Below are 24,395 nucleotides of genomic sequence, written 5' to 3' on the forward strand. Positions count from 1 at the left end.
GATATACTGATGTTTCTAATCATTCTTTTTAAGTCGATTATTATCGGCGGACTGGTCGGTGTGGGGGTTGGTGTTGGGGCCGCCCGTATGTTCCATGCACCGACCATACAGGGAATGGGGGCGTTTCGTACTTTGGGCGAGTTAAACTCGTGTGAGGGTGATCCGGCTTCGCATTTCTCCTTTGGATTAGGATTCTTCTTCAACGCCTGGGCCTCTTCAGTGGCAGCAGGTGCCTTTACTCAAGACGTTGACCACCGCATTATTCCTAACTGGGGTGCCGCAGCATTGATGATTAAAAATCGCAATGTGGCGGAAACCATGCATAACCCGAAAAAGATGGCGATTGCCTGCGGGATTATCGGGGTTATTGTAGTCAGTTTCTTAAATACCACAGCATCAGCCGTTCCTGCTGCATTGCAAGTCACAGCAATTAAAGTGCTGGTACCGGCGGCAAATATTCTGGTTAACACGGTGATGCCGGTTATTTTCTGGTTAGCTGCCATTGATGCCGGGCGTCGCTCTGGTTTCTGGGCCACTATTTTCGGCGGTTTGGCACAGTTAATTATGGGTAACGCAGTACCTGGCTTGGTTTTGGGTATTTTAATTGGGAAAGGTGTTGAGGAAAGTGGTTGGAATAAAGTCACAAAAATTATGATGACAGTGATTGTTCTGTTATTCGTGCTCAGTGGTTTCTTCCGCGGATTCGATCTGAAATTCTTGGAATCATTCAGTCTGAGTGCACCAGTATGGCTCGATACTATTCATAACGCATTAAGCGGAAAATAACACAGCGAGAGGAGCTTGATGATGGATGAACAAACCAAGAATAATTTCTGGTATGCCGACTGGTCATTTCCGATCTTTGTAGGATTATTATCCTCCGGCGTATTTGCGGGTACCCATATGTATTATTTATATGGAATTGGCGCATTTAACGAAGTCGCTTTTGTTTCAATGCTACGTGCAGGGATGGATACCGGTGTTTATGGTGCAGTTGCAGCATTTGGTGCCAGCTTCTTATTCGCCCGAATTATTGAAGGTTCACTCGTCGGTATTTTAGATATCGGCGGTGCCATTCAAACCGGTGTTGGTTTGGGAGTACCAGCATTATTGCTGGGGGCCGGATTTGTCTTCCCGGTTGCTAATTTTGCTGCCTCTTTGGCTACTGGTCTGATTATTGGTTTAGCTATTGGTTATCTGATCATTCTGGCGCGTAAATTCACTATCAACCAAAGTAATTCAACCTACGGTGCTGATGTTATGATGGGGGCAGGTAATTCGTCTGGTCGTTTCTTGGGGCCATTGATTATTTTGTCTGCTATTACTGCATCAATTCCAATTGGGATTGGTTCTTTGGCTGGCGCATTACTATTTTATCTCTGGAATAAACCTATTACTGGCGGTGCAATTTTGGGGGCCATGATTCTAGGTTCTATTTTCCCAGTCGCCATTTCCTAATCCACGGCGTAAATATTCAAATAACAGGATATTTACTCCGTAGCGACGTCAAGTAAGAAGGTCATTTACCCAAAGTAATTGGCGATGCAGCAAGGCAGCAAATGAATGCATCCCGATGAGCTTATATAAGTAAGTGATTCGGGTAAGTGAGAGCAGCTAACACCGCTGCGACGTCAAGTAAGAAGGGGAACATAATGTATGATTTTATTATTACCGGAGCTCTATTAGTTGACGGTCGCCAGGTTGATATCGCAATTAATAATGGAAAAATAGTCACGGTCAGTGCGGTTATTACTGAAGATAAAGAAAATCAGACAAAATCTCAGATTTATTCCGCTAAAAAAGTGTTGGATTTGGCGGGGAAATATTACCTCAGTGCAGGTTGGATTGATTCCCATGTCCACTGTTACCCCGCATCGCCTATTTATCATGATGAGGCTGATTTAGTCGGGGTTGCCAGTGGCGTTACCACGGTGGTGGATGCGGGTAGCACCGGAGCCAATGATGTGGACGATTTTTACCGCTTAACCCGCGCGGCTAAAACCCATGTTTACGCTTTTCTGAATATTGCGAAAACCGGGATTGTGACACAAAACGAATTAGCCGATATGGCGCAGATTGATAAGCAAAGTGTGGCTGAGGCGATAGCCCGCAATCCCGGTTTTATTCTTGGCATTAAAGCGCGCATGAGCAGCAGTGTAGTCGGTAAAAATGGCATCAAACCTTTGGTGCGTGCTAAAGAAATTCAGCAAGAAAACAATCAGTTACCGCTGATGGTGCATATCGGTAATAACCCACCAGATCTGGATGAAATTGCCGAATTATTGACCCAGGGCGATATTATTACTCATTGCTATAACGGTAAACCAAACCGAATTTTGACGCCTGCGGGCGCATTACGTGAGTCTATCCAGCGGGCGCTGAAACGCGGCGTATTGTTAGACGTGGGCCACGGCAGCGCCAGTTTTAGCTTTGATGTGGCTGAGCTTGCTATCAAGCAAGGTATTTATCCGCACACTATCAGTTCCGACATTTATTGCCGCAACCGCCTGAACGGCCCCGTCCATAGCCTGGCGACCGTGATGTCCAAATTTTTTACCCTCGGTCTGAGCCTTGAGCAAGTCATTCGCTGTGTGACAGAAAATGCCGCGCATGCCCTGCGCCTGACCGATAAAGGGGTACTGGATACAGGCTATGATGCTGATTTTACTATTTTTGATCTGAAACAGCAGCCTCAAGTATTCAATGATTCTGAAGGGAAATCGGTAACCGGTGAGAAGTATCTGGTGCCACTGGCCGCGGTCGTCGCCGGTGACTTAGTATTAACTGATGAAGGGAGGTCAAAAGATGTCTTCAGTCTATGAAAAATACCAGTTAAAGCATGTCATTAATGCTTCTGGCCGCATGACGATGCTGGGTGTTTCGACGCCACGACAGGATGTGGTTGAAGCCGTAGAGTTGGGCCTGAATCATTACTTTGTCATGAAAGATTTAGTGAATCAGACCGGCGCTTATATTGCGAATTTACTGAATGTAGAAAGCGCGGTGGTGGTGTCTTGCGCCTCAGCCGGGATTGCCCAGTCGGTCGCGGCCGTGATTGTCAAAGACAACGCTAATTTACTGGTTAATCTACATGCCGCACCGCGCACGGTGCCCCATGAAATTGTTTTACCCAAGGGCCACAATGTTAACTTTGGTGCGCCAGTCGATACTATGGTGACATTGGGCGGCGGCAAAGTGGTAGAGGCGGGCTATGCCAATGAGTGCCTACCAGAACAGCTGGAAGCTGCGATCACGCCGAATACTGCGGCAATCTTGTATATAAAATCCCATCATTGTGTGCAAAAAAGCATTCTGTCGGTTGAACAAGCGGTGGTGATTGCACGTAAGCATCAACTGCCATTAATTGTTGATGCGGCTGCAGAAGAAGATTTGCAGTGCTACTACCAAATGGGCGCTGATTTGGTGATTTACAGCGGAGCCAAAGCGATTGAAGGCCCAACCAGTGGCTTGGTTTTGGGCAAAAAAACCTATGTGGATTGGGTGAAGTTGCAATCAAACGGCATCGGCCGGGCAATGAAAGTGGGTAAAGAGGGTATCCTTGGTTTGACCCGCGCTATCGAAAGTTACATCACGCTGGAGAAAGAAACTGGCCAGCAGATGATAGAGAAAATGACGCCGTTTATCAGCCAGTTGAATACCATTGATGGGGTTTCAGCCAAAGTGGTTTGGGATGCGGCGGGGCGCGATATTGCCCGCGCGGAAATCAGTTTTGATGAAGTTCAAATTGGCCGTTTGACACCCGATTTGGTTGATGCGCTAAAAAATGGCGACATCGCTATTTACTTCCGTGCTTACAAAGCCAATGAAGGCAAGATTGAGGTAGATGTGCGCAGTGTCACGCCAGCGCAACTTGAGACTATTTACACCTGTATTAGCCACCTGGTTAAAGGAGCCTAATCAATGAAGCTGACCCCAAATTATTACCGTGACCGCGTGTGCTTGAATGTGTTGGCCGGTTCTAAAGACAATGCGCGCGCGATTTATCAGGCTGCTGAAGGCCATGTGCTGGTGGGCGTGTTATCGAAGAATTACCCCGATGTTGATAGTGCAGTCAAAGACATGCGTGAGTACGCCGCTATTATCGACAATGCTTTGTCGGTAGGGCTAGGTGCGGGTGATCCCAAGCAGTCGGTGATGGTGAGTCAGATTTCGCAACAGGTACAGCCGCAGCATGTGAATCAGGTGTTTACCGGCGTCGGTACCAGCCGTGCCTTGCTGGGCCAACACGATACTGTGGTCAACGGCCTGATATCACCGACTGGCAAAGTCGGTTATGTGAGGATTTCAACCGGCCCGCTCAGTTCACAGCAAAAGGACGCGATTGTGCCGGTCACCACCGCCATTGCGATGTTGAAAGATATGGGCGGTAGCTCGGTAAAATTCTTCCCGATGAATGGGTTGGATTCTATTGATGAATACCGTTTTGTGGCTGAGGCTTGCGCAGCCACCGGTTTCTGGCTGGAGCCAACCGGCGGTATTGATCTGGATAATTTCGAACAAATTGTGCAAATCGCACTGGACGCGGGTGTGACGAAAGTTATCCCGCATATCTATAGCTCGATTATTGATAGCAAGACCGGCAATACCCGCCCGGAAGATGTGAAAACATTATTGGATATCGTGAAAAAGATCGTGCAATAACCCACTAATTTACCTGTTAGAAACTCAGTATCGGCGGAGGTAGGTATGGCGGTTTGGCTTGCGGCTACACCTACCTTCTGGTCGCTCTTCCCTATGAGTAAGGACCAACATGAATAACTGTTCAACAGATTCTGGTTTGAAAGACCTGTCCGCAGGTATTGCTCTGGCTATGGTCGCGCTGTTTAATCCACTGGCGCATGCTGCACAGCCTGGCAATCAGTCTTTTGCTTATGTCGGTACTTATAATCCCAACGGGGAAGGGGTTTACCGGTTCTTGGTTGATACTGAATCGGGTGAATTAAGTGAGAAAACGCTGGTTAGCTCACTAGCGAATCCAGCACAACTGGTGGTGGATGCTCAGGGGAAAACCTTATATGTCGCCAGTGAGGTTGCGGATTTCAAGGGTGGCAAGCACGGCTCGATTGCGGCATACGGCATCAACCCGGCTGATGGTAATTTGACTTTGATTAATCAGGTTGACTCTCAGGGGGGTGGGCCGGTGTATCTCTCATTAACGCCATCGGGCAGCCACTTACTGGCCGCTAACTATATTAGCGGTTCCGTGGCTGTTTTCCCGGTACAAAGTGGCGGAAAACTTACTGAGGCCAGTTCGGTACAGCAAGATGAAGGCCCTGCTGGGGCGGCAAGACCTGCGGCTGCGGTGGAAGGAAGCTTCGCCATCAGTGACCACAATGGCCCACATGCACATATGATAGCCAGCTCACCGAGTGGCAAATTCGTGTTCTCCACCGATCTGGGGTTGGACAGAATTTATCAATACCGCTTTGATGCGGATAATGGCAAATTGATACCGAACTCGCCGCCGTTCATTGATGCCTCATCTGCCGGTGCAGGCCCACGGCATTTCGTGTTCCACCCTAACGGCAAAACACTATTCTTAATCAACGAAGAAGCCTCAACCCTCACCAGCTATCAGTTGGATATGGAAAAAGGTACGCTGAAACCGCTACATACTCTGTCGTCACTCCCGGCTGATTATCGCGGCACCAACTTTGCAGCGGGCCTGACGCTCTCGAAAGACGGCAAATTCCTGTATGTCGCGAACCGTCTGCATAATAGTATCGGCCAATTTGCCGTAAGCGCTGACGGTGAATTTAAGGCCGTAGAGGACGTATGGACACGGGGTGACTACCCGCGCACGCTGGTGCTTGATCCTACGGGGCACTATTTATACGCCATGAATCAACGTAGCGATAACATAACGCGTTTTAAAGTCTCTCCACAAAGTGGCAAATTGACCTTTGTACCAGGCTATACCGCCGTCGGCAGCCCATCGCAAATGGTGTTCGTCCCGGCTGCACAGAACAAATGATATGAGGTACGCGCCCCCTGCGGCCATGCTGTCTGGGGGAGAGCTAATATTCTGAATAACGGAGTGGAGCAGTGAGATTTCCCTATCAACGCCTGGCCTATATGTTCGATGCGCTGCAATCGGAAACGCTACCTCAGGAGGAGTTGGCGAAACGTTTTGCGGTCTCGACACGTACTGTACGGGCTGATATTACGGCGTTGAATGAGATTCTGGAGCATTATGGCGCGCACTTTGTGCATAATCGTGGCTTCGGTTATCGGCTGATGGTGGACGATACAGACCGCTTCCGTAGCCTACAGCAGCAAAATCGTAAGGTGCACCTGACGCCGCGCACCGCCAATGAGCGGATGCATTATCTGTTAATCCGCTTTTTAACCTCAGCCTTTTCATTGAAGCTAGAAGATTTAGCCGATGAATGGTTTGTCAGCCGTGGCACCTTGCAAAATGATATGGCAGAGGTGAGAGAAAGGTTAAACCGCTATCATTTGACCATCGAAACCAAGCCTCGTTACGGTATGAAGTTGTTTGGTTCTGAGTTGGCCATCCGTACCTGCCTGACAGATTTACTGTTTCAGTTACAACTGCAAGATGCTGATAACCCGTTATTAAAAAATGAGTTTTTAAGTATCCAAACCATTCCAGAATTGACGCGGTTGTTGCATGAATTACTCGCGCAATATGCCGTACGGTTAACCGATGAAGGTGAGCAATATCTGATTTTCTACTGTGCGGTGGCAATAAAACGTATTACCGACGGTTATCCCTTATCTGATTTTGATGCTGAAGATGTAGATGAAGCGGTTAAGTTAGCCTCGGGCCGTTTGGCTGCCGAACTTAAGTTGCTGTCAGAAAAAGATATTTCAGCGGCTGAAGAAGCTTATTTGCGGGTGAATATTGCCGCCCGTCGGGTGCAGGCCAGCCAGCTAAATACCAGTCGACCGAGTGAAATCAATGCCGATGATGAAGAGACGCTGGTGGATTACATCCTTTCGTACATTAATGCTCACTATAACTACAATTTGCAGGGCGATAAGCAGCTGCGGGTTGATTTACTCACCCATATCAAGACCATGATAACCCGGGTGAAGTATCAGATTACGATTCCTAACCCATTGTTATACAACATTAAACAGCACTATCCGATGGCCTATGATGTCACATTGGCGGCGGTTTCCAGTTGGGGAAAATATACGCCTTACAGCTTAAGTGAAAATGAAATTGGCTATCTGGTGTTGCACATTGGGGTGGGTTTGGAGCGTCATTACAACATTGGTTATCAGCGCCATCCGCAGGTGATGCTGGTGTGTGATACCGGTAATTCCACTACCCGAATGATTCAGGCACAGATCTCGCGTAAGTATCCGCAAATTGTGATGACTCAAACCATTTCCCTGCGTGATTACGAAAATCTTAATAATATCGACGAAGATTTCATTATTTCTAATTCTCGACTAACAGAAAAGAACAAGCCGGTAGTCGTGATGTCCCCATTCCCGACTGAATATCAGTTAGAGCAGCTTGGTAAGTTGGTTTTAGTTGATCGTACCCGGCCTTACATGCTGGAAAAGTTCTTTGATAGTCAACACTTTATGATTATCGACCAGCCGATGACGCAGGAGCAGTTGTTTAAAAAAGTCTGTCGTCAGCTGGAAGAAGAAGGTTTTGTGGATGCGGATTTCTACCCGTCCGTGGTGGAGCGAGAAGCGATTGTCTCTACCATGCTGGGTGAAGGGATAGCATTACCACATTCCCTGGGCCTATTAGCCAAGAAAACAGTAGTGGTCACTTTGTTGGCCCCTAATGGTATTGTCTGGGGAGATGGCGAAGTAGCTCATGTCATTTTCCTGTTAGCTATCAGCAAAACCGACTATGAAGAAGCGATGGCGATTTATGATTTGTTCGTGACCTTTGTGCGCGAGCGCTCGATGAGCCGTTTATTGAGCAGCCAGCATTTTGATAGTTTTAAGGCTATTGCGATTGATTGTTTGAGTCGAATTTAATTCATTTTTTATTTTTATCCGATTAAGTGAGTGATCGACTCGGTGGTGTTATACGGTGATGAGTCGGTTGTTAATACTTCACAGTTCACATCACTGCCGTGGCTCCAACCGCCAAAGGGTGCGGGCGCGCACCCTTGTGGAATCCCGCGCTTGCGCGAAATATTGCCCTACGGGTAAACCGCCTACGTCTTTCGGGCTGACGAGCCAGTGCGATTCACTCCTGCTCAAGCGCGCTTTTCGCGGGCGTCCATGCCCGCTCACTCTACCCTTACTCCTTGTCGGCAACATTCCTGATTGCGCTCAACGTCAAAGGATAAAAGCCATGGTTTTGGCCTTGAAGTTAAAAGCACATTTGAGCTGCCGAGTGAAGAGTGTAGCAAGGGCAACCCGCCATGGACGGCGGGTTGAGGTGTGCTTGAGCATGGATGCGAATCACACCGTCCCGTCAGCGAAATGATGAGTCGAGGGCACCTGCGAAGCAGGCAAGTGATACGTGGGTAAGCGCAGGGGTTACAAGGGGGTTACGCGCTTGTAACCCCTTTGGCGGTTGAGGCATCTGTAGTTAAGTGAACACTGAACCCATATCAACCGAAGCGATAACTAAATCGAATCACTGCCAGCCATATCGCCTAACAAACCAACCTTTCACTAGCTGTGTCGTCACCATGTAACCTGCCAAAATCACAATCAGCCATGGGAAGTATGAGAGTGGTAGAGCCTGTAATTGTAGGAATCCGGCCAGTGGCGAGAAGGTCAGTCCGATACCGACGACAACAACGGCTAGTGTCATCAGACACAACGGCCATGAAGCGCGGCTTTGAATAAAGGGAATTTTACGTGTACGAATCATATGTACAATCAAGGTCTGAGACAGCAGCCCTTCAACGAACCAGCCAGACTGGAACAAAGTCTGCATTTCCGGCGTATTAGCTTTAAATACCCACCACATCAAACTGAAGGTCAAAACATCGAAGATTGAACTTATCGGCCCAAAGAACACCATAAAGCGCCCAAGATCACCGGCGTTCCAGCGTTGTGGTTTTGCCAGTTGCTCTTCGTCGACATTATCAAATGGAATGGCAATCTGAGAAATATCATACATCAGGTTCTGGATCAGCAGATGCAGCGGCAGCATCGGTAAGAAGGGTAAAAATGCACTGGCAATCAGCACACTGAAAACATTGCCGAAGTTAGAGCTAGCCGTCATTTTGATGTACTTCAGCATGTTGGCAAAGGTGCGACGGCCTTCTATCACGCCCTGTTCCAGTACCATCAGGCTTTTTTCCAGCAAAATGATATCAGCCGCTTCCTTGGCAATATCTACTGCCGAATCCACCGAGATCCCGATATCCGCCGCCCGCAGTGCGGGAGCATCGTTGATACCATCGCCCATAAAGCCGACCACATGGCCTGCCTCCCGCAGATTTTGCACGATGCGCTCTTTATGCATCGGTGTCAGCTTCGCAAATACGGTGGTGGTGCGGGTGGCTTCAGTCAGTTCTGCCTCGCTCATTTGTTCGATATCACTGCCACGCAAAACTTTTTCGACAGACAGCCCGACATCTTTACAGACTTTACGCGCCACTAACTCATTGTCACCGGTAAGAATTTTTACGCTGACGCCACTGTTTTTCAATGCCAGTAGTGCGGGCGCGGTGCTCTCTTTTGGCGGGTCGAGGAAGGCGATATAGCCTTCAAGAATCAAATCATATTCGTCGATAACCGCATAATTGCGTTGATATGCTGGCAAAATCCGAGTGGCGACTGCTACCACTCTCAACCCTTGCTGGTTCTGCTCATCGGTAACGCGGCGGATACGTGCCAACAGCGCATCGGTCATTGGGATGACGTCATCTCCCTGGCGGACATGGCGGCAAATAGATAGCATCTCTTCCAATGCGCCTTTGCAGATTAACTCGTGATAATCTGATTGGTCGCTGACCACTACGGACATGCGGCGGCGCTCAAAATCAAATGGGATTTCATCGATTTTATGGTAACCCGCCAGTATTTCAGCAGACTGGGATGAATCAGTCATGGACGAAAGTACCGCCACATCCAGCAGGTTTTTCAAGCCGGTTTGGTAGTAACTGTTGAGCCAGGCATAGCGCAGCACCCGCTCACAATTGGCTCCAAATACGTCGGTATGGCTCTCCAGCACAATCTTATCTTGGGTCAAGGTGCCGGTCTTGTCAGTGCACAGAACATCCATCGCGCCAAAGTTTTGAATAGCATCCAGCCGTTTGACGATAACTTTTTGTTTTGACAGCTTTACCGCCCCTTTTGCCAATGTGGATGTGACAATCATCGGCAGCATTTCTGGGGTCAAACCCACGGCAACGGAGAGAGCAAATAGTGCTGCTTCCCACCAATCACCTTTGGTAAACCCATTGATCAACAACACAATGGGTGTCATGACCAACATAAAGCGAATCAACAACCAGCTGACTTTGCTGATACCACTTTGGAAAGCATTGGGCTGTTCATCCTGATGGGTCACACGTTCAGCCAACAGGCCAAAATAGGTTTGATTACCGGTACCGATAACGATGGCCAGTGCTGATCCACTCACCACATTGGTTCCCATAAAGCACAGGGTATCCCGCTGCAATGGGTTTTGTTCATCACATTCCCGGCACTGCGCCACTTTTTCCACCGGCAGAGATTCACCAGTCAGGGCGGCTTGGCTGATAAACAGATCTTTTGCCACCAGAATACGTAAATCTGCCGGGATCATGTCACCGGCAGAGAGTTTAATAATATCGCCAGGCACTAATTGGGAAATCGGCAGTTCGCGATGTTCGCTTTTTCCACTATGGGCATCACTACGCAGCACCGTGGCGGTATTGCTGACCATGGCTTTCAGCGCATCTGCTGCACGGTTAGAGCGGGCTTCCTGGATAAAATGCATCAGAGTGGAAATCAGCACCATAGCACCAATCACCAGCGCGGCGGTGAGGTCTTCCGTGGCGTAAGAAATTAAGGCCAGAATGGTCAATAGCAAGTTAAAGGGGTTGCGATAACAGTGCCATAGGTGAACCCACCACGGGGTAGCCTGCTGATTTTCAATCAAATTACTGCCACTGTTTAGGCGAATAGCCTCGGCTTCTTGCTCAGTCAGGCCTTCGGGGTGGCTGTGAAAGCGTTGATAAAGCTGCGCCGGTGTTTCATTGGCACACTGCAAACGCTGCCGGGCCAGTTCTGCGGGGATATCTTTTGCCGTACTTCCTGCTGAAACCCCCTCAAGCATGGTTTCCCGACGGATCAGGCGGCGGGGCAGGTTGCGGCTCAATACATTGAGCAATTGGCGGGTGAAATTTTTAATTTGCATGGCTCAAACCTTACTGTCATACCTGAATTTTCTTCAGGTAGCACCCACGACAAACCTGCCGTAGAGAGGGCAAAAACATCAGCAGTAGAAACCAACGCAGGGAGAATGCGCAGTGACTGCTTATCAGATTGTTATCCGATAAGGCAGCCACGTCAGACGGGGAATTACCTTATCGGTACACCCAAAGGGTGTAGATTGAGGGAACAGGGTCCACTGGGTAATTAACCTCCGGTGAGTGAAGAATCGCTTTGTTTGAGCGGCACACCATCGCGCTTAAACAGTTATACATACAATAAACTACGTGATAATTATTGCCACGGCAAAAATCACCCTGACGGGAATTTCATCCGTTAGGGTAATAATATGTTACCAGTCATGGTGATATCATGCGCTGAGTCTGATTCAGGGCATGGTATGCTTCCCACCGTTCTGGTAAATATAAATAATACTGTAGCTATAAATAATCAGTTTATTATATGTATTCAAACCTAAACATTAGGTAAACCATGCAAAACCGTTTGACCATTAAGGATATTGCCCGCATGAGTGGAGTTGGAAAATCCACGGTTTCACGGGTATTGAACAATGAAGGCAGTGTCAGCCCACAGACGCGCGAGCGAGTTGAGGCGGTTATCCGTCAGCAGGGGTTTACCCCATCAAAATCGGCCCGTGCGATGCGGGGTCAGAGTGATAAAGTGGTGGGGATTATTGTCTCGCGTCTGGATTCTCCATCTGAGAATCAGGCGGTGCGCACCATGTTGCCGCTGTTCTATCAGCAAGGTTACGATCCTATTTTAATGGAGAGCCAGTTTGATCCTGAGCTGGTCAGAGAGCATCTGCATGTTTTACAACAGCGTCATGTGGATGGCGTGATTCTGTTTGGTTTCACCGGATTAACCACAGACATGCTCGCACCGTGGCAGGACAAAATGGTGGTGCTGGCGCGAGAATACACAGGTTTTTCTTCGGTTTGTTATGACGATGAAGGAGCGGTGCGGCTGCTGATGGATAAACTGCGTCAGGCCGGGCATCGCCATATTAGTTATATCGGTGTGCAGCCCTCGGATGCTACGACCGGTATGCGTCGTCATCAATCTTATCTTGATTACTGCCAGCAACATGGGCTGACTTCTACTGTGGCATTGGGAGAATTGAGCTATCAGAGCGGCTTTCAGCTCGCGCCTCAAGTGATAAAACCGGATACCTCCGCACTGGTATGTGCCTCTGATACCATTGCTATGGGGGTAAGTAAGTACTTGCAGCAGCAAGGGCAACAGCACATCCAGGTATGTGGTATCGGCAACACGCCGCTGTTGCACTTCTTGTTCCCCAATAGCCTGTCAGTCGAACTGGGTTATGGTAGTGCAGGTGTGAAAGCGGCACAGCAACTGCTTGATCAACTTAATAATAACCAACCCCTTCAACAAATTATCATCCCCGGTCAATTGGCTTGAGGCTTTTTTCTCATCTTTATGCTCCCTGCGCGCTCATGTGGGGTCTCGGGGCGCTTTAGCATTCACTAATATTCGATGAAAATTTGTACGAAAATTGTCAAATTGTGATCTTGAACGCAAGTTGGGAACGTTCCCATTCCATAAAAATAAATAGTTGGCTAACCTTAAATAAACCACTTGGAACCGATCCCACCTTTACGAAAGGTATGCTGAAATGAGCAAAGTAAAACAACAAGACATCGATCAATTGATCGTACTGGTGGGAGGCAGAGAAAATATTGCCACCGTCAGTCATTGCATTACCCGGTTGCGTTTTGTACTAAATGATCCAGCCAAAGCATTTCCTAAAGAGATCGAAAAGCTATCGATGGTCAAAGGCTGTTTTACTAATGCCGGCCAATTTCAAGTGGTTATCGGGCCGGAAGTCGATGATTACTACCAAGCGCTAATTGCTAAAATTGGCCAAAATGAAGCAGATAAAGAACAAACCAAGCTGGCTGCGCGCCAAAATATGACCTGGTTTGAGCGTGGTATTTCTCACTTTGCCGAGATCTTCTTTCCGCTGTTACCGGCTTTGATCAGCGGCGGTTTGATCCTCGGTTTCCGTAATGTGATCGGCGACATCCCAATGTCCGAAGGCCAAACGCTGGCGCAGATGTATCCGGCGTGGAAAACCATTTACGACTTCCTATGGTTACTGGGCGAAGCCATCTTCTTCTACCTGCCAGTGGCTATCTGTTGGTCGACGGTGAAGAAAATGGGCGGCACACCGGTATTGGGGATTGTACTGGGGATTACGCTAGTTTCTCCGCAGCTAATGAACTCTTATCTGTTGGGGCAGCAGATCCCTGATGTATGGGACTTCGGTTGGTTTACTATCCAAAAAGTGGGTTATCAGGCACAAGTTATCCCTTCTATTCTGGCTGGTTTAGCATTGGGCTGGATTGAAACCAATCTGAAGAAAATTATTCCTGCTTATCTCTACTTAGTTATCGTGCCTGTGGTGTCCTTATTGCTGGCCGTATTCCTTGCTCACACCTTGATTGGGCCATTTGGTCGCATGATTGGTGATGGTGTGGCATGGGGAGTGAAAGCCGTGATGACCGGCAGTTTCGCCCCTATTGGCGCTGCGCTGTTTGGTTTCTTGTATGCACCGTTAGTGATAACCGGGGTGCATCAAACCACACTGGCTATTGATATGCAGATGATTCAGAGCATGGGCGGTACACCTGTTTGGCCGCTGATTGCTTTATCTAATATCGCGCAAGCCTCTGCGGTGCTGGGTATCATTATTATTAGCCGTAAGATCAATGAACGAGAAATTTCTGTTCCGGCGGCCATCTCAGCCTATCTCGGTGTGACGGAGCCCGCCATGTACGGTATCAACTTGAAATATCGCTTCCCAATGTTGTGCGCCATGATTGGTTCTGGACTGGCAGGCCTGATTTGCGGGCTGACAGGGGTGATGGCAAACGGTATTGGTGTCGGTGGCTTGCCGGGCATTTTGTCGATAAAACCGCAGTTCTGGGCGATTTATTCTCTGGCAATGTTAGTGGCGATTGTCGTACCACTGGTGCTGACCATACTGGTTTATAAACGCAAAGATAGCCGCGGTGAATTGCCGGTCTGAATCGCAAATCTCCGCCAGTGGTTATTCCCTGGCGGAGTTATTTTCTCAATGAATAAGAGTCTGCTATGAATAATCCTATCCCTTGGTGGCAAAACGGCGTCATCTATCAGATTTACCCGAAGAGTTTTCAGGACAGCACCGGTAATGGTTTCGGTGATCTGGCGGGGGTGACGCACCGGTTGGATTATCTGCAAAAACTGGGTGTTGATGCTATCTGGCTAACGCCGGTTTATGTTTCGCCGCAGGTGGATAATGGTTATGACGTGGCCGATTACTGCGCCATTGATCCGGCTTATGGCACCCTGGATGATTTTAAACATCTTGTGGAACAAGCCCATCAGCGCGGTATTCGTATTGTGATGGATATGGTGTTCAACCATACATCCACTGAACATGCCTGGTTTAAAGCATCAACAGACCGCAACAGCCCTTACCGCCAATTCTATATTTGGCGTGACGGGAAGGGGGATGATTTACCTAACAACTGGCGTTCTAAATTTGGTGGCAATGCCTGGCAATGGCATGCGGCCAGTGGCCAGTATTATCTGCATTTATTTGCCACAGAGCAGGCTGATCTCAACTGGGAACACCAATCCGTGCGCGATGAATTGAAAAAAGTATGTGAGTTCTGGGCGGATATTGGCGTGGATGGCTTACGTCTGGATGTGATCAATTTGGTGTCCAAGCAGCAAGACTTCCCCGATGACTTTGACGGCGATGGCCGCCGTTTCTATACCGATGGTCCACGTATCCACGAATTTTTGCAAGAAATGAGCCGTGATGTGTTTCAACCGCGCGGCCTGATGACGGTAGGTGAGATGTCTTCCACCCGTCTAGAGCATTGTCAGCGCTATGCTGCATTGGGTGGCGATGAACTGTCGATGACCTTCAATTTCCATCATTTGAAAGTGGATTACCTCAATGGAGAGAAATGGTCGCTGATGCCGCCAGATCGCGTCGAACTTAAGCAGATTTTTAACCAATGGCAGCAGGGGATGCATAATCGTGCCTGGAATGCGCTGTTCTGGTGTAACCATGACCAACCACGCATTGTCTCGCGTTTTGGTGATGAGGGGGCACTGCGAGTACCTGCTGCTAAAATGTTAGCGATGGTGCTGCACGGTATGCAGGGCACACCGTATATTTATCAGGGCGAAGAGATTGGAATGACCAATCCAAACTTCAGCTCTATTGATCAATACCGTGATGTTGAAAGTCTAAATATGTTTGCCGAATTAAGAGCAAAAGGTCGCGATACTGATGAGTTATTAGCAATTTTGGCGACTAAATCCCGTGATAATGGTCGTACCCCGATGCAATGGGACCGCAGTCATAATGCAGGTTTTAGCCAAGGAACTCCGTGGATTGAGCCTTGCAGTAACTATGGTGAGATTAACGTCGATGCCGCGCTGGCAGATGCTGATTCGGTATTTTATGCCTATCAATATCTGATAGCCCTGCGTAAGCAACACGATGTGTTCACTTTTGGGGGCTATCAGGATCTTTGCCCGCAGCACCCAGATTTATGGTGTTATTTACGTCGTTGGCAAGGTAAGCAGCTGCTGGTGGTGGCGAATCTAAGTGGTGAGCCGCAACAATGGCAGCCAGAGGATATCGAGCTGGATGGTCACTGGCAGCTGTTGATGAGCAGCTATGGTGAAAGCGCCTTCCAGCCGCAGGCCATGGAATTACGAGCTTACGAGGGGATTTATTGGATTAGGGATTGATTTGCTTAGATCAGTCCAGTCCAGTTTGGCGCAGGTTTCGGTTGAGATGGTAATGCCAGCATTGAGAACAAATCTCATATCAACCGAAACCAGATTCACTCTATTATTCCCCCAGCTTCAACCCCGGAAGCTGAGAGAAGATACTCACCAGCCCCTCACCCCACCCTTTACGGATCATCATAAAATACGGGTGATCTTCCGTGATCCGGTACTGCTGGGCGGTACTGAAACTGTCCAGCGGGTAGATCATCACGTCCAGCGGCAATCCCACCGACAGATTACTGCGCAAGGTTGAATCCATTGAAATCAACGCGCATTGCATTGCCTGATCCAGTGCGGTGTCGTAGCTCAACACGCGATCAATAATGGGCTTACCATACTTACTTTCACCAATTTGAAAATAGGGCGTATCTGGCGTGGCTTCGATAAAATTTCCTTGCGGATAAATATGAAACAACCGCAGCCCTTCACCTTTAATCTGACCGCCTAACAGTAGGTTACAGCTAAAATCTGTTCCGCCATTGTTTTGTTGCGCGCCGCTGTCCCGGTTAATCACCTCCCGCACCGTTTCGCCCAACAATGTGGCCGCTTCATACATCGACGGCACATTCATCAGATTAGTCAGCTCAGAGTCTAAACATCGGCGTTGCAGCAAACTGACAATGCTCTGTGTAGTAGCAAGATTGCCCGCACTTTGCACCACCAGCATTCGTTCACCATCTAGCTGAAATAGATGCAATTTGCGGAAAGTGGAAATATGATCCACCCCGGCGTTGGTGCGGGAATCAGAAGCAAACACTAGCCCGGACGATAGCCGCATGGCCACACAGTAGGTCATAACAATCCTTAAGTCAGGTACGTTTATTGCGACATATCCAGCCGCGGGTTTGATAGCATATGCACGGCAGCTATGGTTTGCATATCTTCATAACCACCGCCTCGGCGGATACCGCGCACCGGGCAGGCATCCAGATAATCTATGCCCACCGCCAGTTTCAAATGCTGATTGGGTTTGCAGGTATTATTGGTGACATCAAAGCTCTGCCAATAGCCATTCAGCCAGACCTCAGCCCAAGCATGAGTCGCAACATGACTGGAGGATTCTGTATAAAGATAGCCGCTCACATAGCGTGCTGGAATATTTAAACTTCGACAACAGGCAAGAAAAACGTGGGTGTGATCTTGACAAACGCCTTGTTCGGCAGCAAAAGCCTGCGCTGCGCTGTCTTGTACCGTCGTGGTGCCGGGGCTGTAGGGCATTTTAGCCAGCAGCTCTCCCATTAGATGTGTCAGGCAATCCAATTGCCCTGCGGCACTGCTAACCCCTTCACAATAACCTGCCGCAAACTGACGGATAGCAGCATCCGGTTGCGTCAGTGGGCTGTGGCGTAAAAAAACCAATGGAGAGAGGTGGTCGCCACTGTCATCCTCGACATTATCTTCAATCTCGACCACGCCTTGAGCCTGAATAGTGATGGCCTGATGCGGTTTATCCAGCGTCAAAACATGTAGCACATTGCCAAAGGCATCCGTGGTGCAAATGGCTTCTTCCGGCAAAGTCAGTTGCCAGGATAAAATGCGCTGATGAGCTGAATCCTGCGGGGTCAGGCGCAGATATTGTGTGCTGTGCTGCACCTGCTGGACATAGGTGTAATGGGTGCTGTGATCGACATTCAGTCTCATTGGACCTCCAGATAGGTTTGACGAATGCTATCGGCAATAGCATTTATCTTGCCTAAAAAATCCATCAGGTAGACATGCAGGCCATCGGCCATGACATCTGTGATGCTGCTAAAACGCAACTCAGCGAGCAAAATACTGACCAACCGCCGAGGCTGGTTACTGCGATTACCACCAATCAATGCCAGCTGCTGTTCCATATCGTTGATACAGGCCAACAGGGAACGCGGAATTTCATTACGTAAAATCAGTAGCTCAGCAATAGCCTCGCGGCTCAGTTGCTGTTTATACAAACTGTGGTAGGCCTCACGGGCGCTGACTGCCCGCAATAAGGTATCCATCCGGTAATATTCTCGCACCGGATCATCGTCGTTATCTCGTAATTGGTTTTTCACATCCAATAGGCGTGCAGTGCTGTCAGCCCGCTCAATTAAGGTGCCCAGACGAATGAAATAGAGCGCATCGCTACGCAGCAAGGTGCCATATACTGCGCCACGAAATAGATGTGAGCGCTCCTTAACCCAATCAAAAAAGGCATCGATTCCAGCCGCGCTAATCCCTTGGCGGCGTAACTGCTTTATCTCAATCCAGGTGGCATTAATGCTTTCCCACACTTCGGACGATAAGCTACCGCGTACTGCATGGGCGTTATTCCATGCCATCTGTAAGCAACTGAAAATGCTGCTGGGGTTATTACTGTCGAGCACGAAGAAATTCAGCAGGTGGGTCATCGAGACCTGCGGATAGTGCTCGGCAAACAAAACCTGGGTATTACTCAGGCTAAGGGGAACCAGTAAATCAAAATTCACGCGATTGCTGGTGGGCATCATCGAGAGCCGGTTAGTGACATCCAGTACCCGGGTAATGTTTTCTGCCCTCTCAAGATAACGGGCCATCCAATAAAGCTCGCTGGCTGTTCGACTTAGCATGCATCATCCTCCAGTACCCAGGTGTCCTTGGTGCCGCCGCCTTGTGAGGAGTTAACCACCAGCGAGCCTTGTGCCAGAGCTACGCGAGTTAACCCACCAGGGACTAAACGAATTTCCGCACCGGATAAAGCAAAGGGGCGCAAATCAATGTGTCGTGGAGCCAACCCATTGTTTACAAAAGTGGGGCAAGTGGAGAGGGCGAGAGTTTCCTGCGCAATATAGTTTTGTGGCCGCGCCAGTAGTAATTGGCGAAATTGTGCAATTTCAGCTTGTGTCGCCGCAGGACCAATTAACATGCCATAGCCCCCGGCACCATGAACTTCTTTCACTACCATTTGTTCAAGATTGGCTAAAACATAAGAGAGATCAGCTGGTTGACGGCATTGCCAGGTTGGAACGTTCGCCAGAATAGGTTCTTCAGAGAGGTAAAAGCGAATCATTTCCGGCACATACGGATAGATAGATTTATCATCTGCAACACCAGTACCAATAGCATTGGCTAATACAACCCCACCGGCTCGATAGACGGACAGCAATCCGGGGATCCCCAGCATGGAGTCAGGGCGGAAAGCCAATGGATCAAGGAAAGCATCGTCAACACGACGATAGATAACATCAATTTTGCGGGGGCCAGCGGTGGTGCGCATAAATACCGCCCCTTCTTTGACGAACAGATCGGCACTTTCGACCAGTTCGACCCCCATCTGCTGAGCCAGAAAACTGTGCTCAAAGTAAGCGCTGTTAAAGCGCCCTGGGGTGAGTACCACCACGGTAGGGTCATTAACCGGTGTACTTTCGCGCAGGGTTTGCAACAAGTGGGAAGGATAGCGTTCCACCGGTGCAATGCGCTGTTCGGCGAATAGCTCTGGATAGAGTCGCATCATCATTTTGCGGTTTTCCAGCATATAAGAGACGCCGGACGGGGTGCGTAGGTTATCTTCCAGTACGTAATAAAGACCATCACTATTACGCACCATATCCACGCCAATAATATGAGCGTAGGTGTCTCGGTGCAGGTTCACCCCTTGCATACAGGGTTGATATTGGTCATTAGCCAGCACTTGTTCGGCCGGAATAATCCCGGCTTTGAGAATATGTTGTTCGTGATAGATATCATGCAGGAATGCATTTAACGCCTGAACTCGCTGGCGAATACCGCGGTCAAGCATCTGCCATTCACTTGCCGGAATAATGCGCGGCACACTGTCAAACGGGATTAGTCGCTCTGCGCCATCATCGTCACCATACACATTAAAGGTAATGCCCACTCGGTGAAACAGCAGCGCGGCCTCTTCGCGTTTACGCGCAATTGTCAGTTGGTCGGCCTGTTGCAACCATTGCCAGTAGGCGTCGTAATGGCCTCGATGTTTCCCCTCAGCCAGTAACATTTCATCGAAAAATTGTGGTGTGGAAAGGTCGATGTTCAGCATTATCACCTCGCTAACAGAACAGGCTGTATTCGGGATCACGCATAAACTGTGCCAGCTCGTCAAACTGGCAAAATAAGGGACGTTAGCGCGATTTCAGCACTATTTGGGTGCAATGATTGAGCAAGATGCTTTATGACTGAGCAGGATGTTGTGACATCTTACAGATGATGATCTGCAATAGCGCATTGCGAAAGTCGGAGAGAAAATAGGGGCGGGATAATAAAAAACGGCCGGTAAGCACCAGCCGTAGACGCAATCACATCAGAATTAGCGACGTACTGCGATAGCTTCGATTTCGATTTTTACATCTTTTGGCAAACGGGCGACTTCTACACAAGAGCGCGCAGGGAATGGCGCATTGTGTTCAGTGAAGAAAGCTTCGTAAGTGGCGTTAACGGTACTGAAATCGTTCAGATCTTTCACGAATACCGTGGTTTTCACGATATCGGCAACTTTCAGGCCAGCGGCTTCAACGATAGCTTTCACATTTTCCAGTGATTGGCGTGCCTGAGCTGAAATGTCATCAGCCACCAGGCCGGTTTTCGGATCCACCGGGATCTGGCCGGAAGTGATGATCATGCTGCCCAGATCGACACCTTGGACATAAGGGCCAATAGCGGCAGGGGCGAGCTCAGTGCTGATAGTGCGGGACATGTAGACTCCTGGTTTACGTAATGCGGAAAGGAACCCGTTATTTTTCACGTTGTAGGTGTGTTGGCTGCACTCAGTCACCCGAATCATTTACGAGAGTAAGCTCATCGGGACTCTTCGTTTGCCGCTTTCCTGCACCATGAAATCTATTGGGTTTAATTATTTCTGTATTATAAAGGTAGGTTCAATTACAGCAACCAACGCAAATCAAGTTTGCGATACTCCGCAACGACAAATATTGCCACTATTGTAAAATCCTTTGTACTTGAAGTCGCAGGGTTGTTAGCTGCGTTCGTTACTCGGCCCGTCCATGGGCCTCGCCTCTGCGAGGCCGCTGCCAGCAGCGTTCAAATCGATTCCTGACCGATTTGTCACCCGAATCACTTACTTGTCGTTGACCTTACATAAATAAGCTCATCGGGGTTTCCTTGCTTGCTGCCTACCTGCAACTCCAATGACTTTGGGTTTGGGCTTTAGGTATCAACCTGCTTACGACATTTGATCCGCTTGTAGCACGACCTGATGGTCGAACTCTTTCTCGCAATATTTGCATTTAAGGTGGATATCACTTTGTTTGGCCTTCACTTTAAAGCTGGAATCGACTAGTTCATTATGGCTGATACAGTTGCTATTAGGGCAGGTGAGGACGCCGTCGATATGATCTGGCAAACTGAGTGTCAGCTTCTTCACCACTTCGTAATTGTCGATGCGGTTGACTGTGGCATCGGGGGCATACATAGCCAATTGGTTGGCTTGTTGCTCTGTCAGGAAGGTATTTTCTATTTTAATCAAATCTTTACGACCTGATCTCTTAGACGGCAAATTTAACCCGATAGTGATGCGCTGGTCGGTCGCGGTCAGTTTGAATAGCGACAACAATTTGAACCCGATTTGCGCCGGAATATGGTCAATCACGGTGCCGCATTTAATCGCTTCAACCTGTAGTTTGTAATCCTGAGTCATATTCAATCCCCTTAAAGAGCCAATTCTGCGTTTAATACCAATGCCAGCAGCGCCTGACGTGCAAAAATGCCGTTACCTGCTTGTTGGAAATAGTAAGCGTAAGGCGTTTTATCAACATCAGTCGTGATTTCATCAATACGCGGCAGCGGGTGTAGCACTTTGAGATTATCCTGTGCGCCATTTAAATCAGCCGCGCGCAGGACAAACTGTGCTTTGACGTTGGCATATTCTGATGGGTCAAGGCGCTCTTTTTGCACGCGGGTCATATAGAGAATATCCAGCTCTGGTACCACTTCTTCAATACTTTCGTGGAGGCTGTATTCCATGCCTTTTTCTTCCAACATTTCAAGAATATAAGCTGGCATTGCTAATGCATCGGGGGCGATAAAGAAGAAGCGATTGCCGTTAAATTTTGCCAGCGCTTGCGTCAGTGAATGCACGGTGCGGCCATATTTTAGATCACCGACCATAGCGATATTGATGTTATCCAGTCGGCCTTGGGTTTCTTGAATGGTGAATAAATCGAGCAGTGTTTGGGTTGGATGCTGGTTGGCACCATCACCGGCATTAACCACCGGCACATTACCGGAGAACTGGGTGGCAAGGCGTGCAGCCCCTTCTTGTGGATGGCGCATGACAATGGCATCGACATAGGTACTGATGACTGACATGGTATCAGCTAGTGTCTCACCTTTCTTACCTAGCGAGGTGTTGCTGCTATCAGAAAAACCGACAACGGATGCCCCAAGGCGATGAATTGAGGTTTCAAACGACAAACGGGTGCGGGTTGAGGCTTCGAAAAAGCAACTGGCGATCACTTTGTGTTTTAACAGCTCGGGTTGCGGGTGGCTTTTCAAACTGGCAGCGGTGCGCAATACCAGTTCCAGTTCCTCGCGACATAAGTCGTTAATTGAGATGATGTGCTTGTGATACAACGGGTTGGCCATTTTCGCTCTCCTCTATAGTTGCCCGTGGTCTCGGGCTACCCTGGTTTCTTTAATCAGTTGTCATACGGTAATAGATGAATCCGGTGCCGATCGGCAGACAAAAAAAAGCCCCTCAATGAGGGGCCTTTCAGGATCGGTTTAGCAACGGGAGAAAGAATGGCAATTGGCTGCCTGCTAGCAGTCTATTTTGTCGACCATCGATAGAATCATTTTCAACAAAACGACGATGTTTAGCAAAATTCAAACGGCTTTTCATCATTTCTCCCGGCAAATTGTGGCGAATTATACTCGCGTGGGATTTCTCTGCAAGAGGGGATCGCCGCATTTTTTATGATTAGCAAACGATTACCTGGTACATTTTGATTTCAAATATCTTAAGTTGGGTAATGTTTGTTTAGATATGATTTGTTCAGTGACTGGTTTGGTTGTTGATGCATCGGAGATTAAGTGGGTAATGAAATTCTAACAACCGAACCTATCATCTAATCCAATATCAACCGAACCGCAAAATGAAAACTTAATCCTCATCAAATCCCGAATTAAACAGTTCAATCACTGCTGCCAGCGCTTGAATCTCATCAGGCCCGGTAGCTTCAACCTCAATCTGGCGGCCTTTGGCAGAATCAAGCATCAGCAGTGCAATCACACTGCTGGCTTCGGCTTCGGTACCACTGTCATTACGTAACATCACTTCTGCATCAAAACTCTGAACCAGCTCGAACAATTTCATTGCGGGCCTGGCATGCATTCCCAGCTTGTTTTTGATCTCAACGGTTTGTTTAACTGTCATTTATTTACGCTTTTCCAGAGTACGATGACGTGATTGGACGTTCTTACCGCGGGCGCGGAAATAATCGGCCAATTGTTCAGCAACATAGACTGAGCGGTGTTTACCGCCGGTACATCCAATAGCTACCGTCAGATAACTGCGGTTATTGGTTTCCAGCATCGGCAACCACAGTTCCAGATAACTGCGGGTCTGATAAATAAAGTTATGCACTTCAGTATGGCGATCAAGGAAGGAGATCACCGGCTTATCCAGACCTGTCATCGGGCGTAATTTAGGGTCCCAGTGCGGGTTAGGTAGGAAGCGTACGTCGAAGACATAATCTGCATCAATAGGGATGCCGTGTTTAAAGCCGAAGGATTCAAACACCATGGTTAACTCGCGCTCACGTTTACCCAATAGGCGAGTGCGGAGCATCTCAGCTAATTCATGCACTGACATTTCAGAGGTATCAATAATCAAGTCAGCCCGCGAGCGCAAAGGCTCCAGCAGGTCGCTCTCTTCATCGATAGCACTTTCTAATGACAGGTTTTTAGTCGACAGCGGATGCAGACGACGGGTATCACTATAGCGACGAATCAGGGTATTGCGATCAGCATCTAAAAACAGCAACTGCGGTGAAAAGCTGTCTGGCAGTTGGGTCATGGCATGCTCAAATACCTCAGGAGACTCAGGCATATTGCGTACGTCAATGCTCACTGCAGCGGAGATATTCCTATCGGCAAGTGTACTTGCCAATTGCGGCAACAGAACCACGGGCAAGTTATCGACACAATAAAAGCCCATATCTTCCAATGCGCGCAAAGCAACAGACTTCCCTGAACCGGAACGGCCGCTGACAATCATCAGCACCATGTGAGTGACTCCCCTT

General features: G+C 48.6%; 20 protein-coding genes. 10 read left to right on the forward strand and 10 right to left on the reverse strand.

The window, feature by feature from the left end; translation table 11 throughout:
- The first annotated feature begins 9 nt into the window (after positions 1–9).
- The 7 genes from ACF3VQ_RS02125 (at position 10) to ACF3VQ_RS02155 (ending at position 7,995) form a co-directional block, all read left to right on the forward strand.
- A complete protein-coding gene (locus ACF3VQ_RS02125; protein ID WP_004392358.1) occupies positions 10–786 on the forward strand; it encodes a DUF4311 domain-containing protein in 777 nt (258 codons plus the stop codon).
- Between the two features lie 21 nt (positions 787–807).
- A complete protein-coding gene (locus ACF3VQ_RS02130) occupies positions 808–1,458 on the forward strand; it encodes a DUF4310 family protein (RefSeq protein WP_005174295.1) in 651 nt (216 codons plus the stop codon).
- Between the two features lie 194 nt (positions 1,459–1,652).
- Positions 1,653–2,822 carry an amidohydrolase/deacetylase family metallohydrolase gene (locus ACF3VQ_RS02135; protein WP_392433210.1) on the forward strand — a complete coding sequence of 390 codons (1,170 nt, stop codon included), beginning with the start codon at positions 1,653–1,655 and terminating at the stop codon, positions 2,820–2,822.
- Positions 2,806–3,918, forward strand: coding sequence for a DgaE family pyridoxal phosphate-dependent ammonia lyase (locus ACF3VQ_RS02140; protein ID WP_392433211.1), 1,113 nt, complete (start codon positions 2,806–2,808; stop codon positions 3,916–3,918). Before ACF3VQ_RS02135 ends, ACF3VQ_RS02140 begins: the two co-directional genes overlap by 17 nt.
- Positions 3,919–3,921: 3 nt before the next feature.
- Complete coding sequence (locus tag ACF3VQ_RS02145; RefSeq protein WP_392433212.1) at positions 3,922–4,662, forward strand: KDGP aldolase family protein; 741 nt, start codon at positions 3,922–3,924, stop codon at positions 4,660–4,662.
- A 109-nt stretch (positions 4,663–4,771) separates the two neighbouring features.
- Positions 4,772–5,995, forward strand: a complete 1,224-nt coding sequence (locus tag ACF3VQ_RS02150; protein ID WP_392433213.1) for a lactonase family protein — start codon at positions 4,772–4,774, stop codon at positions 5,993–5,995.
- A gap of 71 nt (positions 5,996–6,066) precedes the next feature.
- Entirely contained in the window at positions 6,067–7,995 is a 1,929-nt protein-coding gene (locus tag ACF3VQ_RS02155) for a BglG family transcription antiterminator (RefSeq protein WP_392433214.1), read from the forward strand.
- 610 nt (positions 7,996–8,605) lie between these two features.
- On the opposite strand, the gene mgtA is transcribed toward ACF3VQ_RS02155, so the two are convergent.
- Positions 8,606–11,326 (reverse strand): magnesium-translocating P-type ATPase, encoded by a 2,721-nt coding sequence (gene mgtA, locus ACF3VQ_RS02160; protein WP_392433215.1) that lies wholly within the window; start codon positions 11,324–11,326, stop codon positions 8,606–8,608.
- Positions 11,327–11,832: 506 nt separating this feature from the next.
- Here mgtA and treR point away from each other — a divergent pair.
- The 3 genes from treR (at position 11,833) to treC (ending at position 16,137) form a co-directional block, all read left to right on the forward strand.
- Entirely contained in the window at positions 11,833–12,780 is a 948-nt protein-coding gene (treR, locus tag ACF3VQ_RS02165; protein WP_392433216.1) for a trehalose operon repressor TreR, read from the forward strand.
- A 214-nt stretch (positions 12,781–12,994) separates the two neighbouring features.
- Positions 12,995–14,410: a PTS trehalose transporter subunit IIBC gene (treB, locus tag ACF3VQ_RS02170; RefSeq protein ID WP_392433217.1), complete on the forward strand. Its 1,416-nt coding sequence runs from the start codon at positions 12,995–12,997 to the stop codon at positions 14,408–14,410.
- 65 nt (positions 14,411–14,475) lie between these two features.
- Positions 14,476–16,137, forward strand: a complete 1,662-nt coding sequence (gene treC / locus ACF3VQ_RS02175) for an alpha,alpha-phosphotrehalase (RefSeq protein ID WP_392433218.1) — start codon at positions 14,476–14,478, stop codon at positions 16,135–16,137.
- Between the two features lie 103 nt (positions 16,138–16,240).
- On the opposite strand, the gene ACF3VQ_RS02180 is transcribed toward treC, so the two are convergent.
- The 9 genes from ACF3VQ_RS02180 to rapZ all read right to left on the reverse strand — a co-directional run bounded on the left by ACF3VQ_RS02180 (position 16,241) and on the right by rapZ (position 24,379).
- The gene (locus ACF3VQ_RS02180; RefSeq protein ID WP_392433219.1) at positions 16,241–16,975 is read right to left on the reverse strand and encodes a peptidase; all 735 of its coding nucleotides are present in this window, start codon (positions 16,973–16,975) and stop codon (positions 16,241–16,243) included.
- Positions 16,976–16,998: 23 nt separating this feature from the next.
- A complete protein-coding gene (locus ACF3VQ_RS02185; RefSeq protein WP_392433220.1) occupies positions 16,999–17,820 on the reverse strand; it encodes a transglutaminase domain-containing protein in 822 nt (273 codons plus the stop codon).
- Positions 17,817–18,746, reverse strand: a complete 930-nt coding sequence (locus ACF3VQ_RS02190; protein ID WP_392433221.1) for an alpha-E domain-containing protein — start codon at positions 18,744–18,746, stop codon at positions 17,817–17,819. The genes ACF3VQ_RS02185 and ACF3VQ_RS02190 overlap by 4 nt, the downstream gene beginning before the upstream one ends.
- Positions 18,740–20,176 carry a circularly permuted type 2 ATP-grasp protein gene (locus ACF3VQ_RS02195; protein WP_392433222.1) on the reverse strand — a complete coding sequence of 479 codons (1,437 nt, stop codon included), beginning with the start codon at positions 20,174–20,176 and terminating at the stop codon, positions 18,740–18,742. The genes ACF3VQ_RS02190 and ACF3VQ_RS02195 overlap by 7 nt, the downstream gene beginning before the upstream one ends.
- Before the next feature lie 267 nt (positions 20,177–20,443).
- The gene (gene ridA, locus ACF3VQ_RS02200) at positions 20,444–20,830 is read right to left on the reverse strand and encodes a 2-iminobutanoate/2-iminopropanoate deaminase (RefSeq protein WP_005162498.1); all 387 of its coding nucleotides are present in this window, start codon (positions 20,828–20,830) and stop codon (positions 20,444–20,446) included.
- 486 nt (positions 20,831–21,316) lie between these two features.
- Complete coding sequence (gene pyrI, locus ACF3VQ_RS02205; RefSeq protein WP_392433223.1) at positions 21,317–21,790, reverse strand: aspartate carbamoyltransferase regulatory subunit; 474 nt, start codon at positions 21,788–21,790, stop codon at positions 21,317–21,319.
- Positions 21,791–21,801: 11 nt separating this feature from the next.
- Complete coding sequence (gene pyrB, locus ACF3VQ_RS02210) at positions 21,802–22,737, reverse strand: aspartate carbamoyltransferase (protein ID WP_392433224.1); 936 nt, start codon at positions 22,735–22,737, stop codon at positions 21,802–21,804.
- 517 nt (positions 22,738–23,254) lie between these two features.
- A complete protein-coding gene (gene npr / locus ACF3VQ_RS02215; protein ID WP_005162489.1) occupies positions 23,255–23,527 on the reverse strand; it encodes a PTS phosphocarrier protein NPr in 273 nt (90 codons plus the stop codon).
- Positions 23,528–24,379: an RNase adapter RapZ gene (gene rapZ, locus ACF3VQ_RS02220; RefSeq protein WP_005162486.1), complete on the reverse strand. Its 852-nt coding sequence runs from the start codon at positions 24,377–24,379 to the stop codon at positions 23,528–23,530. It abuts the gene before it with no gap.
- Positions 24,380–24,395 lie beyond the last annotated feature (16 nt).

Origin of the sequence: Yersinia fenwicki, assembly GCF_043099325.1 — a bacterium.
In the GTDB taxonomy this organism is placed as follows: domain Bacteria; phylum Pseudomonadota; class Gammaproteobacteria; order Enterobacterales; family Enterobacteriaceae; genus Yersinia.

What these genes read in the sequence shown, in the direction of transcription:
- ridA (WP_005162498.1), bottom strand. Translation starts at nt 20,830, where the DNA reads ATGTCCCGCACTATCAGCACTGAGCTCGCCCCTGCCGCTATTGGCCCT.
- ACF3VQ_RS02140 (WP_392433211.1), top strand. Translation starts at nt 2,806, where the DNA reads ATGTCTTCAGTCTATGAAAAATACCAGTTAAAGCATGTCATTAATGCT.
- ACF3VQ_RS02185 (WP_392433220.1), bottom strand. Translation starts at nt 17,820, where the DNA reads ATGAGACTGAATGTCGATCACAGCACCCATTACACCTATGTCCAGCAG.
- ACF3VQ_RS02180 (WP_392433219.1), bottom strand. Translation starts at nt 16,975, where the DNA reads ATGACCTACTGTGTGGCCATGCGGCTATCGTCCGGGCTAGTGTTTGCT.
- ACF3VQ_RS02195 (WP_392433222.1), bottom strand. Translation starts at nt 20,176, where the DNA reads ATGCTGAACATCGACCTTTCCACACCACAATTTTTCGATGAAATGTTA.
- mgtA (WP_392433215.1), bottom strand. Translation starts at nt 11,326, where the DNA reads ATGCAAATTAAAAATTTCACCCGCCAATTGCTCAATGTATTGAGCCGC.
- ACF3VQ_RS02125 (WP_004392358.1), top strand. Translation starts at nt 10, where the DNA reads ATGTTTCTAATCATTCTTTTTAAGTCGATTATTATCGGCGGACTGGTC.
- ACF3VQ_RS02150 (WP_392433213.1), top strand. Translation starts at nt 4,772, where the DNA reads ATGAATAACTGTTCAACAGATTCTGGTTTGAAAGACCTGTCCGCAGGT.
- ACF3VQ_RS02145 (WP_392433212.1), top strand. Translation starts at nt 3,922, where the DNA reads ATGAAGCTGACCCCAAATTATTACCGTGACCGCGTGTGCTTGAATGTG.
- treC (WP_392433218.1), top strand. Translation starts at nt 14,476, where the DNA reads ATGAATAATCCTATCCCTTGGTGGCAAAACGGCGTCATCTATCAGATT.
- pyrB (WP_392433224.1), bottom strand. Translation starts at nt 22,737, where the DNA reads ATGGCCAACCCGTTGTATCACAAGCACATCATCTCAATTAACGACTTA.
- pyrI (WP_392433223.1), bottom strand. Translation starts at nt 21,790, where the DNA reads ATGACTCAGGATTACAAACTACAGGTTGAAGCGATTAAATGCGGCACC.
- treR (WP_392433216.1), top strand. Translation starts at nt 11,833, where the DNA reads ATGCAAAACCGTTTGACCATTAAGGATATTGCCCGCATGAGTGGAGTT.
- rapZ (WP_005162486.1), bottom strand. Translation starts at nt 24,379, where the DNA reads ATGGTGCTGATGATTGTCAGCGGCCGTTCCGGTTCAGGGAAGTCTGTT.
- ACF3VQ_RS02130 (WP_005174295.1), top strand. Translation starts at nt 808, where the DNA reads ATGGATGAACAAACCAAGAATAATTTCTGGTATGCCGACTGGTCATTT.
- npr (WP_005162489.1), bottom strand. Translation starts at nt 23,527, where the DNA reads ATGACAGTTAAACAAACCGTTGAGATCAAAAACAAGCTGGGAATGCAT.
- ACF3VQ_RS02190 (WP_392433221.1), bottom strand. Translation starts at nt 18,746, where the DNA reads ATGCTAAGTCGAACAGCCAGCGAGCTTTATTGGATGGCCCGTTATCTT.
- treB (WP_392433217.1), top strand. Translation starts at nt 12,995, where the DNA reads ATGAGCAAAGTAAAACAACAAGACATCGATCAATTGATCGTACTGGTG.
- ACF3VQ_RS02135 (WP_392433210.1), top strand. Translation starts at nt 1,653, where the DNA reads ATGTATGATTTTATTATTACCGGAGCTCTATTAGTTGACGGTCGCCAG.